The following is a 14,022-nucleotide window of genomic DNA, read 5'->3' as shown; positions in this document are numbered from 1 at the left end:
CAGCGTTACGGACAACCCTTGTCGGTCGCGATTTTGGATTTTGATCACTTCAAGTCTCTGAACGACAGCTTTGGTCATCAAACCGGCGATGCCGCATTGAAGTTGTTTGCCAGCAAAGCCCAGCGTTTGGGGCGGGCGTCAGATGCTTACAGTCGTTGGGGAGGGGAGGAGTTTCTGGCCGTATTACCCAACACGTCGGCCGGTAATGCCGAAGCGGTGTTACAGCGTGTGGCGGACAGTGTTCGCGATGAGGGGTTTACCGCGCTGAAACAGTCAGTGGCGCTGACTCTCAGCATTGGCCTGACTGAATGTGCCTCGGACGATACGCTCGAATCGATACTGCACCGGGCTGACAAAGCGATGTACGATGCCAAGGCGGCTGGACGCAATCGAATACGGATGCTTTAAACTCGGGGCCGGCCTAAAGTGGAAAACTCTCCATGTGGTCTGGAGCGGTGGTGCCCCAGACCAGCTTTTCCTGCAATAAAATACGCATTGCATCGGCCACTTCCGGTTCGCGATAGGCGATAAACACCTGTTTGGACGGCTCCGGGATCAATACCATACCGTCACGGCTCGCGGTGTCCCGTTCGATGTCCGTCAGTTGTGCTTCGGTGGTCGTGGTTCAGAATCCCCCCTCTTTCGATATCTTCGGTTCTGGTCGGAAACTGTTGCCAGTTACGCTGGCGCAGCTATTTTGTAGCCTTGGAACAGGCCGCATTAGACCAGATACCGATCCTGCCCGGCGCTCAGCAGGTACCCAACCGTCGATGCAGTCGGGCTTGGGGGGGCGTTTATGGGTTTTCGGCATTGAGGTAATCCACCGCCAGAGTCGTCAGTGCTTCAACGCCCAGTTTGAGAGCGTCTTCATTAACGTAAAAGTAAGGCGAGTGATTCATGGCTGCTTCGCCGGGGCCTACACCGGCCTTGTTTACGCCCAACATGAAGAACACACCGGGGATTTCTTTTTGAAAGAACGAGAAGTCCTCAGCCCCCATCACCGGATTGATTTCCACGAGGCGCTTGGTGCCCACCACTTTTTGCAGAGAGGGGACCGCGAACTGAGTCAGGCTTGGGTCGTTGTAGGTGACCGGGTAACCGCGATCCACAGTAACTTCGGCGCTGGCGCCAGAGGCTTCGGCAATATTGCTGGCTGTGGCTTTCAGGCGATGGTGCAGGTCATCCTGCATGGCGCTGTCGAAGGTGCGGATGGTGCCGATCATGGTTACGCTATCCGGAATGATGTTGTTGCGGATACCGCCATTGATGGCTCCTGTCGAAATCACTGCTGGCGCCTGGGTGATGTCCAGTTGGCGAGCCGGAATCAACTGGATGGCGTTGACAATCTGGCCAGCCACTACGATGGGGTCGACGCCAGCCCAGGGCGATGAGCCGTGGGTCTGTTTGCCCTTTACGACGATTTCAAATTCATCCGAAGCAGCCATGGTACCTTTGGGGCGATAGCCGATATACCCCGTCGGAAAGGGGCTCACATGCAGGCCAAAAATGGCTTCTGGTTTTGGGCCGTCCGAAATAACCCCCTGTTTGACCATCAGTTCGGCGCCGCCTTCTTCACCTTTGGGGGCGCCTTCTTCGGCGGGCTGGAAAATGAATTTAACCGTTCCCGCCAGTTGATCGCGATGTGAGGCCAATACTTCTGCCACGCCCATCAGGATAGCGGTGTGTGCATCGTGGCCACAGGCGTGCATCACACCCACTTCTGTCCCTCGATACTCAGTTTTGATTTTAGAGGCAAAGGGCAGGTCTACTTGCTCGGTCACCGGCAGAGCGTCCATATCCGCACGCAAAGCGACCGTGCGTCCGGGCTTTCCACCTTTCAAAATTCCTACCACGCCGGTGTGGGCGACTTCGGTTTTCACTTCCAGCCCCAGTTTTTTCAGGTGATCGGCCACCAGTTTGGCTGTGCGGAACTCACGATTACTCAGTTCCGGATGCTGATGAATGTCCCTTCGCCAGGCGATGACTTTGTCGTTGACGTCCATTGCCGCTTCAGACCATTCACCGGCCTGGCTGTTGAAACCTATACAGGCTGTCGTCAGTCCCAGACCGAGTAGTTGTATCCAGATTTTCTTCATAGCGAAATACTCTGTGTTAGTTGCGATGGATGTTAGAAGTTGTAGATAGCTTCAACGCCAAATGTACGGGGTTCTCCGATGACTGTTTGCAATATCCCGCCGGTAGAGAGCGTGGAGCCATTAATGAAGCTGCGGTAGTGCTCATCCAGCAGGTTTTTACCCCACAGGGCCAACTCCCAGTGTTCGTCTTTGGTGTAGAAGCTCAATCGCCCGTTAAGCACTGAATAGGCCTCCTGTTCGTTGGCGGATTCGGGAATGTCTTCAGTAATCGAGGGAGAGCGTTGATAGTGGTCACCCGTATAACTATAAGTCAGATTTGCACGCAGAGTGCCGAGATCCGCCAGTGGGGCTTGATAGTCCACGCCGATTAACCCGGACACTTCTGGCGCCCATGGGCGTTCGCTGCCTTTCTCGAAGCGCAGGGTGCCTTGCGCATCAAATACATCATCACTGTATTCGGCGTCCAGCAGAGACAGGTTCAGGAACAGGCTTAGGTTTTCATTGGCCATAAACGTCAGATCGGTTTCCCAGCCGCGTCCTGTCACTTCCGAGGCGTTGATGGTTCGCGAGACGGGGGAGGAAGAGTCTCCCATGAGAATCTGTAAATCCTGATACACGTACTGGAATATTGAGGAGTTCAATCGCAGACGATTGTCCAGCCAGTCGGATTTAAGACCGATCTCGTAGTTGATATTCGTCTCTTCATCAAAAGGTTCTGTGGCGTGCTCCGGCGTGACAAAGCCACCGCCGGTATTTTCCATCGTCAGCGTGGTGTTGAAGCCGCCGGACTTGTAGCCCTGGCTGATGCTGGCGTAGAACATGACGTTGTCATTCAGCTGGTAGTCCATAGCCAATCGACCCGACAGATTGTTCCAGTTGTCATGCAGGGCCTGCATGTCGTCACTGGCCAGTTGGTTGGCGTTGGGGAAGAGAATGCCGCCGCCGTTGAACGTGTCGTTGTCCATGTCTTGCATGCGATAGCTTTTGGCATCGTAGGAGTAGCGCAAGCCGGCCGTAAGGTTGAGCCGCTCGGTAGCGTGCCATGTGGCATCGCCAAATACGGCGTAGCTTTCGGTTTTGTTAAAGCCTGCGCTGGTTTCATTGATGTTGGTGCCCAAGCCGGCGGCTCCAATTTGTCCCAGAGCTACCAGAGAGCTGGTTGATACGAAAAATTGGGCATCTCGATCCTGACGGTAGGCATTGAGGCCTGCAAACCAGTCAACGTTGTTGCCGGTAAAGTTGATGCGCAGCTCCTGATTGTATTCCTCGGTAGAGCCAGTGGTCTCGGAGTGCACGATGCCGAGATTCGAGCCGTCGGCATCCACTCCTTGATAAGTCTCAGTCTGACGGTAACTGGTAATGGAGGTCAGGCTCATGGCTGGGCTGATGTCCCAGGTAACCTTGAGGGCGCTGCCGCGAATCTTGCGTTTTTGGCCAAGGTCTACCGCCTCAGCGGGAATGATGGGGACGGCCACAAAACCACCGCTGCCATCGGGCAGCATGATGCTAAAACCGGCATCGCCACTGGCAAAGTCGTTATTGCGCTCGTCGTAAAAAGACTCTGGGTTGGCCTGGCTGTAGACCAGATTCCAGGTGTCGGTGGGTCTGACTGCATTGATGCTTTCGTAACCCGTGTGGTCATTTTGATTGGACCAGTCACTGCTGAGCTCCACTTCCACGGTATCGCTGGCCAGCCAGAGAGCCTTGATGTTGCCAGACCAGCGATCCTGGGCGAAACCGTCCTCTTTACCTGTAGCGACATTGGTCTGCCAGCCGTCACGGTCACGACTGGAGACGCCGCCGCGAAGATAGAGGGTGTCTTCAATGAGTGGCACATTGAGAACCCCCTGAGTGGTGCGCAGATCGTAGTTACCTGCACCGACCTTAAGGGAACCTTCAAATTCTTCATTGGGGCGGTTGGTGCGCACATTGATGGCTCCGCCAGAGGCGTTGCGACCAAACAGCGTCCCTTGAGGGCCTTTTAGTACTTCAATCTGCTGGATATCCATCAAGTCACCGAGCATGCCGCTGCCATTACCCAGATAAACACCGTCCAGATAGAAGGGCACGCTTTCCTCCAGGCCAAAGCCAAAGGCAAAACTGTTGACGCCTCGAATGGCCGCAGAGCTGAACGCACCCTGGGAGTCTGCGATTTTCACTCCGGGGGAGATGTTGCTGATGTCGCTGAGAGTTGCAATGCCATTTTGTTTGAGGGCGTCACTACTAAGGGCTTGTATGGCTAGTGGGATATCCTGCAGGCTCTGCTCACGCTTCTGAGCTGTGACCACCACTTCTTCGAGCATCTGCTGTTGGGCTTGGGTGCCTGTGGCACTCAGGGCGAGTGCCAGTGTGGCGGTACTGAAAAGAGGGCTAAATCTGATCGCTTTCGATGTAGTTCTCATGGTATGCAAACTCACCTTTTCGGTTATTGGTTTTATAGGGAAAACTCATTATGTTCCCTGTCCGCTAACCTGGCTTCTGAGTTTGCAAACTCGTAAAAACTTTTTTTCGGAATTTGTCCTGATTTATAAAGTTGAACTTAAATCTTTATGTTTATCAGTAGGTTATATATTTTTCTCCGAACCTAAAATCAGGCTTGGTGCTGTTGCCGATACTGGCGCGGGGTCTGTTTGAGCCGCTTTTTGAAATGGGCAAAATAGGTGGAGTTGGAGTTGAATCCGGCCTGCAAGCCGATGTCGGTTACGGACAGATGGCGTTGCGTGGGATCTTGTAACAGTCGCGAGGCTTCATCGACTCGGTAGTGATTGATAAAGTCGTAAAAGGTTTGTCCGGCAAAGCTGTTGATCACTTCCGACAAGTGGTGACTTGGAATATCCATCAATTGAGCCAGGTCGGCAATCTTGAGGCCAGTTTCCAGGTAGGGTTGCTGTTGTGCCATGGTGTCTCGCAATTGTTGCCAGATGGCTTCAGCTTTATCTGCCGACAGGCTGCTGGTTAGGTATTTTTTCTCTGCGTTCGCAGGGATCTGCTGTAGAGGCGTATTGCTGGCAGATGAGTCACTTGGGTCTCTGGATTCATTGAGTTGTATCTTGCGCTGCTGCAGTCCGAACCAGCCTACCAGTAACGTCAGGATCAGCGGTGACATGGACATTACGGACGCGGGCGTCCATTCGTCGTGGATATGCAAAGCCCGGACTTCCAGGCCGACAGCAATCACCAGAGTGAGCAACTTGCAACCGATCAGGATTTTCAACCAATGGAGGGTTACCCCTTCAATGGTTGAGTAGGCCGCCTTTACCCGTTGTAAATGGGGGCGCAGAATCCACAGCGAGGCAAGTGCATAGAGGGTCATGGATATGTAGGCGGCCAGTCGATGGATAAAACGGCTACGGTAGAGTAGGTCGCAGTCGCTAGCCTGCAAGCAGGGTTGTTTTAGCACGCTGTCGGGGTTCAAGGGCAGCTGCCATTGCCACAGCAGAGTCATCAATAGAGCGGGCGCCAAGTGCCAGAGGTGTGACCATCGCCATTGGAACTCTGGATACGTTAACCGTTGGACGTAAAAATAAAACAGGGGGCCGACCAGCAGTTGCAGGGAAAAGATAGCGTGGTAGTCGCTCAGACGATCTGTGCGTTCCAGGTGCAGAACAAACGTCACGGCAAGCACAATGTAGTTGGCAAGGTGCAGGCTCAGCAGTCGATTGGCTTTTTGGTTTCCCCAGGGCAATACCCACAACTGTAGAGCGAGAAGCAGTCCGGTGGATATACCAAACAGAGTGATCAGGCTAAAAATGTGCAGACTGAATTCCATCAGAGGGGTGGCCCAAATTGAATCGTGAGCCGCATTCTACTGGTCTGCGGGTAGAGCGCAAGCCAGTTGTCTGATGGGGGTTTACGCCTGTAATGCTTGTTGACCGTGACCGTAAAACGACTGATGGCTGTTTAACGTAGACCTTTCTTTATGGGCTAACTAGAATTAGTAGCTCCATTTCCTGCAGCCTGTCGACAGGATGCGCACTCAAGGATGCTTATGCGATTAATTCGTCTGCTGAAAAATGATCTGGCCAAAGAGGCCGCTGACTGGGTTGAGAAGGACATCATTACTCAGTCGCAGGCCGAGAAGATCTGCCATCAATACCAGGTGGATTATCACCAGGCACAAAATCGATCACTGGCTTACAACGTTCTGGTTGGGCTGGGTTATTTATTCGTGGGGCTGGCGGTGATTACGGTCTTGGGAGCGAACTGGGAAGACATTCCCCGCGCCGTCCGAATGTGGGGGCTGATTGCGCTGACACTGGCCACTCAGGGGGTTGCGATACAGAAATACAGGACCGGAGGGGCGTCAGCCTCGGTCGGTATGTTTCTGTTGGGCAATCTGTTTTACGGTGCTTCAATCATCTTGATCGCCCAGATTTATCACCTGGGTGAGCATATGCCCGATGGAGTGTTCTGGTGGGCGCTGGGCTGTCTGCCGATAGCAGTGCTGTTGCAGAGTTCGATGTTGATGTTGCAGTCGTTGCTGTTGGCGCTGATCTGGTTTTTTCTGGAAGCCAGCATGGGTTTTTATCCAACACTCTTTCCTCTGTTTATTCTTTGCGGAGGTCTGGTGCTGTGGCGTGGGCGTCCGAGCCTGTTGCTGTTCTTTGCAGTCATTCTGAGTCTGTTTTTCTGGTTCGAGCTGACCTTGGCGGAGATCTGGCGGGATGGATTGCGCTGTGAATTTACCGCTGAGCATGTGGCCGTCAGCGTGGCCATGTTTGTTTTTGCCTATGCCGCCAGCCGTTGGGCAGGGTTGAAGGGATCTGTCAGGGCACAGGATTATGGCGCTTTGTTGTCAGTCTGGTGTCTGCGGTTTGGATTGCTGTTTCTGGTTGTGATGAGCTTTAACGATCCGTGGGAGAATCTGCTGGAGGCCGATTGGGCACATCTGCCTGGCATGTTTGTGGTGATTACGTTGTTGTCTCTGGCAGCGTTGGCGCTGGCCTGGCTGTCAGAGAGTCGCTTATCCGTCATCGCTTTTCTGTTGGCTTTCTGGGGCATTTTGATCGGGATGTTGTTGTCTCGGCAGGAGTCCCACATCGTTGTTTTTCAGGTGGTCGATAATCTGCTGTTGATTGGCACCGGTGTGTGGTTGATCGTTCGGGGCATTCACAGCAGTATTTCTCACTATTTCTTTCTGGGTGTCGCCACCATTCTGGTGACAGCCTTACTGCGCTATGTAGACTTGATTGGTGATTATGTCGGCGGCGCACTGTTGTTTATGCTGTTTGCCGTGCTGCTTTTGGCTGCCGCACGCTATTGGAAAAGGGCGCATCAGCATCAGGAGATCTCATCATGAAGGCTTTGTCTGCACAGATATCTCATGGCTTAAGTTCCCGGCAGGTGATCATCGCGCTGATCGTTGCAGCACTGTTCCAAGGTGTAGTACTGGTGGCGATGTATGGTTTATCGGCCTTGCCGCTGATTACCGGCACTGAAATCCGAATCAAGACCATTCCAGTGGATCCCCGCTCTTTATTTCGAGGCAACTACGCTCGGTTGCGATATGAGATTTCCACCATTGATGCCGAAAGGTTTTCCGTGCATCAGCAGTCGGTTGAAAACGACGATCGGATCGGTGCCCGATTGCGTCAGGGGGAAGTGGTGTACGTCAGTCTAGAGCCGGGAGAGCAGGGCCTGTATGAGTTTTCCGGCGTGCAGCTAACGCCTCCAAATGAGGGCGTTTATCTTCGCGGTCGTGTATTGAATTACAGTGGCGGGGATCAACCGGTGTATCACATCAAATACGGCATTGAGGCTTTCTTTGCACCTAAGGTAAAAGCTTTGGCTCTGGAAAGAGAGTTGCGAGACAGTGGGGTTGCCGTGCTTAAAGTGTCGTCGAGTGGATCAGTGCGACTAGAGGATGTAGTGACTTCCGAGACGAACTGAATCTGATCAGCAAAGGAGGGCGGAGGCCTCAGTCTGCCTGCCACAGTGGGTGTTTGTGCATGATGTCCTCAAAGCGCGCCGATTCCAGAAACTGTTGGAGCCAGCTTTGTAGATGGGGGTAGGGGGCGGCATCAAACCAGGTTTTGTTCACAAACGCGCACTGCCTTACAAAGGGAAAGATGGCGTTGTCGGCCAGACTTTCGGCTTCACCCAATAAGTAGGCCGATTTCGACAGTTGTTCGTTCAGCTGCTTGAGAAAGGTTTCGCACTGTTCGCGATAGTAGGCTTCTGAATGCTCCGGATAGCCGACGGAGTATTTGTACTTGTCCAGCCACGGCTTGAAGTCGTTGTCGTTACGATCAATCCAGTCGTTGATGCCAGCTTGCTGTTCCTCTGTCAGACCGTGATACCACATCTGTGGATCATGCTGCTGTAGCGCCCACATCATCACATCGCGGCTTTCATCGATGACGGTTCCGTCAGGCAGGACGACCACGGGGACAGTGCCTTTAGGGGAGGCTTCCAGCATGGCGGCGGGTTTGTTTTTCAGCAGAATTTCCCGGTGCTCGATCTCTATACCGCTGTAATGGATGGCCAGTCTGGCGCGCATGGCGTAGGGGCAGCGGCGGAAAGAGTAAAGGATAGGGTGTTGTGAAGACTGCTTTAGAGGCATGCGAGCACTGTTCAATCTGAGGATTTCGTGGAGACTATATGGTATCACAGGCTAGGTCGGAACCTGTTTCTGGGTTAGTATTTCCGCGATTTTAATGACAAGCTTTTGATGACAAACGACGGGAGAGAACGATGGTTAAAGTGATAGCGGCAGTATTGGTCGTGATGTTGGCAGTCTTTGTGGTGCAGCGAGTGTCCGCTGGCAAAGATGTATGGCGGGAAAATCTGGCACAGGGCAAAGCTTTCCTTGAGGAGAATAAATCAAAAGAAGGCGTGATCACCACCCAGTCTGGCTTGCAGTACCTGGTTCTGAAAGAGGGAGCCGGTACAGAAAAACCGGGGTATCGCGATACCGTCAAGGTTCACTATCACGGCACCTTGCTGGACGGTACCGTATTCGACAGTTCCGTAGACCGTGGACAGCCCATTGAATTTGGGGTTCGGCAGGTGATTAAGGGCTGGCAGGAAGGTTTGCAGTTGATGACGGTGGGTGAAAAAGTCCGTCTGTTTATCCCCAGTGATTTGGCGTATGGCAATCGTGCGGCGGGTCGTTCCATCACTCCCGGCTCAACCCTGATTTTTGATGTGGAGTTGTTGGAAATCAAGTAAGTGATTTACCGGCGGCTGCTTGAAAACACTGGTCGTTAAACTTCTAATCTTTTGATCAGGCGCAGCAGATTGCTCCGGTCGACTTTGAGTAATCTCGCTGCGGCGGACACATTGCGTTGTGTTCGCACAAGAGCCTGCAAGATTTGGTCTCGCTGAAAGTCTTCTGTGGCTTCTCTAAGTGACTTTTCGGGTATCAGGGCCGGTTGAGTGTGCAGCTCTTGTACTTCTGGTGTCAGTGAGGGTTCCAATCCCAGATGCGCTGGCTGGATGGTGACTATAGCCTTGGCAGTGCTGCCACTCTTGAAGCCTGGGTAATGTTGGCTGCTGGCTTTAAGTGCCGCCCGGCTGAGTAAGTGTTCCAGTTCTCGGACGTTGCCGGGCCAGGTGTGAGCCATCAATGCACGCTTGGCGGTTCGATCCAGAGTCAGTTTGCGCAGGTTGAGGCGGTGTTGATCTCGTTCCAGAAAAAACTCTGCCAGCATCAGGACATCATTTCCACGTTCTCGCAGTGGTGGCACCGTTACTGGGTATACGCTGATCCGGTGGTACAAGTCCGCGCGAAAACGTCCCGCTTTCACTTCTTCTTTTAAGTCCCGATTGGTTGCTGCAATGATACGCACATCCACTTGGATGGGATGGTCGCTGCCTGCCCGCTGTATTTCACCTTCCTGAAGAGCGCGCAACAATTTAGCTTGGGTGGGTAAAGGCAGCTCGCCAATTTCATCGAGAAACAGGGTGCCGCCATCCGCTAGCTCAAAACGTCCGCTGCGTTCACTGTCTGCACCGGTAAAGGCGCCTTTGGTATGGCCAAACAATTCAGCTTCTGCCAAGGCCTCAGGCAGGGCTGCACAGTTAATTTGCACCAGCGGCTGATTGACGCGATTTGACTGTAAGTGCAGCCGGTGGGCAATGTTTTCCTTGCCGACGCCAGTTTCTCCCTGAATCAATACCGTCAGTGGCGTAGGCGCCACGGTATCAATGTCTTTCAGCAATTGGGTGATGGCCGGGCTGTTGCCGATCACTTCTTTACCGCCTTGGTCACGGTTCAGTTCGGCGGTGACGTCGTGGCCGTGGCTCAGCTGTTGTTCCAGCAGATTAATCCGTTCCACAGCCGTGATGACTGAGCGGGTTAGAGCGATGGCTGCTTGTTGCTGCTGCGGATCGACATCATCGAACTGGCCGGGACGCAGGGCGTCCAGAGTGATGACGCCCCAAGGTTGATTGTTGATGTGAATAGAGATGCCCATGCAGTCGTGCACGTGCAGTTCGTGATCAGGGGTGTCGATCAATCCGTCATAGGGGTCTGGCAGAGACGAATCGGTGTCGAAACGCACCAGATGATGGCTGGAGAGTATTTGATCCAGTCGTGGATGTTGGCCGATTTTGAATCGCCGGCCAAGGGTTTCCGGAGATAAGCCCTGAAAAGCCAATGGCTCCAGGCTGTCGCGGTTGAGTTTCAGCAGGGCGATTGCGTCACAGGGGATGGCCTGACGGATCGCGTGCAGTAATCGCTGGTAGCGTTCCTGGCTGGGTAGTTGGATCGCCAAGTCTTCAATTACGCCGAGATAATGTTTTGTAGTCATGAAGTCATAATTACATCGTTGACGTCTTTATGACAACGTTTATTTTGTGGTCAAAATGACACGTTTTACGTGTAAGCTACTGAAATCAGTAGGATAAAGCTGGCACAGATATTGTAAATACCCTTGTGTTTACATCCAAAATGCAAAGGAAGGGCTATGTTAACCAACGAACAAATCGCCATTATCAACGCCACGGTTCCTGTGGTTGGCGCGCATGCGCGTGAGATTACTGACTGCTTTTATCCGCTGATGTTTGAGCGCTATCCTGAGGTGAAAGCTTATTTTAATGAGACCCATCAAGCTCAGGGCGCGCAGCGTCAGGCTTTGGCTAACGCGGTGGTGGCCTATGCGAAAAATATTGAGCGCCTTGATGTGCTGGGTGATGCGGTCAGTCTGATTGCGCAGAAACATTGCTCGCTGGGGATTCAGCCAGAGCATTACCCTATCGTGGGCGAGTGTTTGATGGCTGCCATTGGTGAAGTACTGGGTGAGGCGGTGACCGAAGAGGTGGCCGATGCCTGGGGGGCGGCCTACCAGCAATTGGCGGATATTCTGATCGGTGTAGAGGCTTCCATTTATGAGGCTAACGGTCAGCGCTCCGGTGGCTGGGTAGGCGACAAAGCGTTTAAGGTGGTCGACAAGGTTCAGGAGAGCGATGTCATCACCTCTTTCTACTTGCAGCCGCTGGACAGCAGTGAGCTGATCGACTTCAGTGCCGGACAATACATTACCTTGATTTTGAATATCGATGGTCAGACTGTACGTCGCAATTACAGCTTGTCCGATGCGCCAGGTAAGCAACAATTGCGCATCAGTGTGAAGCGCGAAGAGGGTGGTTTGGTGTCTAATTATCTGCACCAGCAGGTCAGTGTTGGCAGTGAGCTGCGAGTCACGGCTCCCTGTGGTGATTTTGTGTTACAGGACAGTCGGCGTCCATTGTTTTTGGTCACCGGAGGCGTCGGTATTACCCCTGCGGTCAGTATGCTGAACACTGCTGTTGCGAGCGGGCGGGACATTCATTTTATCCACGGCGCTATCAATGGCAGCCATCACGCGTTTAAAGAGCAGGTGGATCAGCTGGCGGAGGAGCATCAGAACCTGAAAGCCTGTTATGTCTATGAAAAGCCTCTGGTCAGCGATCAGCCGCACTATTCAGGTTTTATTAACCGCTCTGTACTGGAAGACCGGTTGCCGGAAGATCGTAATGTGGATTTCTACTTTTTAGGCCCGAAACCGTTTATGCAAGCGGTGAATGGGCTGACAAAAGAGTTGGGCATTCCTCCACAGCAAGTGCGCTATGAGTTCTTTGGTCCCTTGCAGGATCTGAATGAAGCCAGTTGAGTCATTGATTTCATCGTAAACTCATCTTTTCAAATCTCGTGGTGCATTTGGCTGCGGGATTGTTATTATCCGTGGGCGCTGTCGTACAGAGGTTCAGGCACAGCGCTTAAATAATAACCGGAGAAAAGAAATGATCGGATATGTAACATTAGGCGTCAGCGATATGGAAAAGGCCAAAGCTTTTTACAGCGAGCTGCTGGCGGACTTTGGCGCAAAGGTTCAGTTTGATGGCGGCCGCATCGCGATGATCGGCAAGTCTATGGCAGAACCCATGATTTCTGTGTGTATCCCTCATAACGAGGAAGCCCCTAGCGCTGGTAACGGCAGCATGGTGGCGTTGACTGCCGAATCCAAAGAGCAAGTGGACAAGCTGTATCACAAAGCGATTGAGTTGGGTGCTACTTGTGATGGTGAGCCGGGTCAGCGTATTCCCGATATGTTTTACGGTGCTTATTTCCGCGATCCGGATGGCAACAAGATTGCGTTTTTTGTGTTTGGTTAACAGGTGTTAACTGAATTCAGAGCATAAAAAAAACCGGCATAAGCCGGTTTTTTTCGATCTGGCAGAAAGGAAATTGTTATGCCTCTTCCTGACTGGCCAGATACTCGTCGTAGGTGCCCTGCCAGTCATTCAGGGTGTGATCCTTGATTTCGATAATACGGTTAGCCAGTGACGAAACAAACTCCCGGTCGTGGCTGACAAAGATCAGCGTGCCTTCGTAGTTTTCCAAAGCCAGGTTCAACGCTTCAATGGATTCCATGTCCAGGTGGTTGGTAGGCTCGTCCATGATCATCACATTGGTGTCCTGCATCATCAATTTGCCGAACAGCAGACGGTTTTTCTCACCACCGGAACAGACTTTCACTTTCTTCTCGAAGTCATTGGAGGAGAATAGCAGGCGGCCGAGGGTGGCACGCACGATCTGATCATCGTGGTTGGGTTTCTGCCACTGGCTCATCCAGTCAAACAGGTTCAACTCACAGTCGAAATCGCTGGTGCTGTCCTGCGGGCAGTAACCCAGCGTGGCGTTCTCCGCCCATTGAATGGTGCCGTTGGTCGGGGACAATTCATTCATCAGGCAACGCAAAAAAGTGGTTTTACCGACACCATTTTCACCGATGACTGCGAGGCGAGTTCCCGCTTCGATAATCAGATTGCCATTTTTGAACAGCGGGCCTTCTTCAAAACCTTTTTCCAGATTTTCCAGGATCACAGCCTGACGGTGCAGTTTCTTTTCCTGATTGAAGCGGATGTACGGGCTGACTCGGCTGGATGGTTTGATGTCATCCAGTTTAATCTTATCGATTTGCTTGGCGCGCGATGTCGCCTGCTTGGCCTTGGAGGCGTTGGCCGAGAAGCGGCTGACAAACTGTTGCAGTTCGGCAATCTGGGCTTTCTTTTTGGCGTTTTCATTTTGCAGGCGTTCACGAGCCTGGGTGGAAGCGGTCATGAAGTCGTCGTAGTTGCCGGGGTAGATACGCAGTTCACCGTAATCGATGTCGGCCATGTGGGTGCAGACCGAATTCAGGAAGTGACGGTCGTGCGAAATGATGATCATGGTGCTTTTGCGATCATTGAGTACGCCTTCCAGCCAGCGGATGGTGTCGATGTCCAGGTTGTTCGTCGGTTCGTCCAGCAACAGAATATCCGGATCGGAGAACAGCGCCTGTGCCAGCAGTACCCGCAGTTTCCAGCCAGGGGCTACTTCGCTCATGGGGCCAAAGTGCAGGGCTTCGTCGATACCGGCACCCAGCAAGATTTCACCGGCGCGACTTTCGGCGCTGTAACCGTCCATTTCCGCAAACTGCACTTCCAGATCGGCGACTTTCAT

At 52.8% G+C, this 14,022-nt stretch carries 13 protein-coding genes; 6 read left to right on the top strand and 7 right to left on the bottom strand.

Annotated features, from left to right (window positions below):
* Positions 1-408, top strand: a 408-nt coding sequence (locus ACTG33_RS12535; RefSeq protein ID WP_439135563.1) for a GGDEF domain-containing protein, incomplete at its 5' end; no start/stop codon positions are given.
* A gap of 13 nt (positions 409-421) precedes the next feature.
* On the opposite strand, the gene ACTG33_RS12530 is transcribed toward ACTG33_RS12535, so the two are convergent.
* From ACTG33_RS12530 to ACTG33_RS12515, 4 genes are all read right to left on the bottom strand, one after another.
* Entirely contained in the window at positions 422-565 is a 144-nt protein-coding gene (locus ACTG33_RS12530) for a hypothetical protein (RefSeq protein WP_439135562.1), read from the bottom strand.
* 229 nt (positions 566-794) lie between these two features.
* Positions 795-2,096 (bottom strand): amidohydrolase, encoded by a 1,302-nt coding sequence (locus ACTG33_RS12525; protein ID WP_439135561.1) that lies wholly within the window; start codon positions 2,094-2,096, stop codon positions 795-797.
* Positions 2,097-2,128: 32 nt separating this feature from the next.
* On the bottom strand, positions 2,129-4,498 hold the full coding sequence (locus tag ACTG33_RS12520) for a TonB-dependent receptor (protein WP_439135560.1): 2,370 nt from the start codon (positions 4,496-4,498) through the stop codon (positions 2,129-2,131).
* 188 nt (positions 4,499-4,686) lie between these two features.
* Complete coding sequence (locus ACTG33_RS12515) at positions 4,687-5,865, bottom strand: helix-turn-helix domain-containing protein (RefSeq protein WP_439135559.1); 1,179 nt, start codon at positions 5,863-5,865, stop codon at positions 4,687-4,689.
* A gap of 219 nt (positions 5,866-6,084) precedes the next feature.
* Between ACTG33_RS12515 and ACTG33_RS12510 the strand changes: the two genes are divergently transcribed.
* On the top strand, positions 6,085-7,395 hold the full coding sequence (locus ACTG33_RS12510) for a DUF2157 domain-containing protein (RefSeq protein WP_439135558.1): 1,311 nt from the start codon (positions 6,085-6,087) through the stop codon (positions 7,393-7,395).
* Positions 7,392-7,985, top strand: coding sequence for a GDYXXLXY domain-containing protein (locus ACTG33_RS12505; RefSeq protein WP_439135557.1), 594 nt, complete (start codon positions 7,392-7,394; stop codon positions 7,983-7,985). The genes ACTG33_RS12510 and ACTG33_RS12505 overlap by 4 nt, the downstream gene beginning before the upstream one ends.
* Positions 7,986-8,013: 28 nt before the next feature.
* Here ACTG33_RS12505 and ACTG33_RS12500 read toward each other — a convergent pair whose 3' ends face one another.
* A complete protein-coding gene (locus tag ACTG33_RS12500; protein ID WP_439135556.1) occupies positions 8,014-8,658 on the bottom strand; it encodes a glutathione S-transferase in 645 nt (214 codons plus the stop codon).
* A 131-nt stretch (positions 8,659-8,789) separates the two neighbouring features.
* On the opposite strand from ACTG33_RS12500, the gene ACTG33_RS12495 reads away from it, so the two are divergent.
* Entirely contained in the window at positions 8,790-9,266 is a 477-nt protein-coding gene (locus ACTG33_RS12495) for an FKBP-type peptidyl-prolyl cis-trans isomerase (RefSeq protein WP_439135555.1), read from the top strand.
* Positions 9,267-9,301: 35 nt separating this feature from the next.
* Here ACTG33_RS12495 and norR read toward each other — a convergent pair whose 3' ends face one another.
* Positions 9,302-10,849 (bottom strand): nitric oxide reductase transcriptional regulator NorR, encoded by a 1,548-nt coding sequence (gene norR, locus ACTG33_RS12490; RefSeq protein ID WP_439135554.1) that lies wholly within the window; start codon positions 10,847-10,849, stop codon positions 9,302-9,304.
* Positions 10,850-11,005: 156 nt separating this feature from the next.
* On the opposite strand from norR, the gene hmpA reads away from it, so the two are divergent.
* Positions 11,006-12,190 carry an NO-inducible flavohemoprotein gene (gene hmpA / locus ACTG33_RS12485; protein ID WP_439135553.1) on the top strand — a complete coding sequence of 395 codons (1,185 nt, stop codon included), beginning with the start codon at positions 11,006-11,008 and terminating at the stop codon, positions 12,188-12,190.
* Positions 12,191-12,320: 130 nt separating this feature from the next.
* A complete protein-coding gene (locus ACTG33_RS12480) occupies positions 12,321-12,692 on the top strand; it encodes a VOC family protein (RefSeq protein WP_439135552.1) in 372 nt (123 codons plus the stop codon).
* Between the two features lie 76 nt (positions 12,693-12,768).
* On the opposite strand, the gene ACTG33_RS12475 is transcribed toward ACTG33_RS12480, so the two are convergent.
* Positions 12,769-14,022: ABC-F family ATPase (locus tag ACTG33_RS12475; protein ID WP_439135551.1), on the bottom strand; the 1,254-nt coding region annotated here is incomplete at its 5' end.

The sequence above is a fragment of the Pseudomaricurvus sp. genome, from assembly GCF_965662505.1.
In the GTDB taxonomy this organism is placed as follows: Bacteria; Pseudomonadota; Gammaproteobacteria; order Pseudomonadales; family Cellvibrionaceae; genus Pseudomaricurvus.
This window is presented reverse-complemented; position numbering and strand designations above follow the sequence as displayed.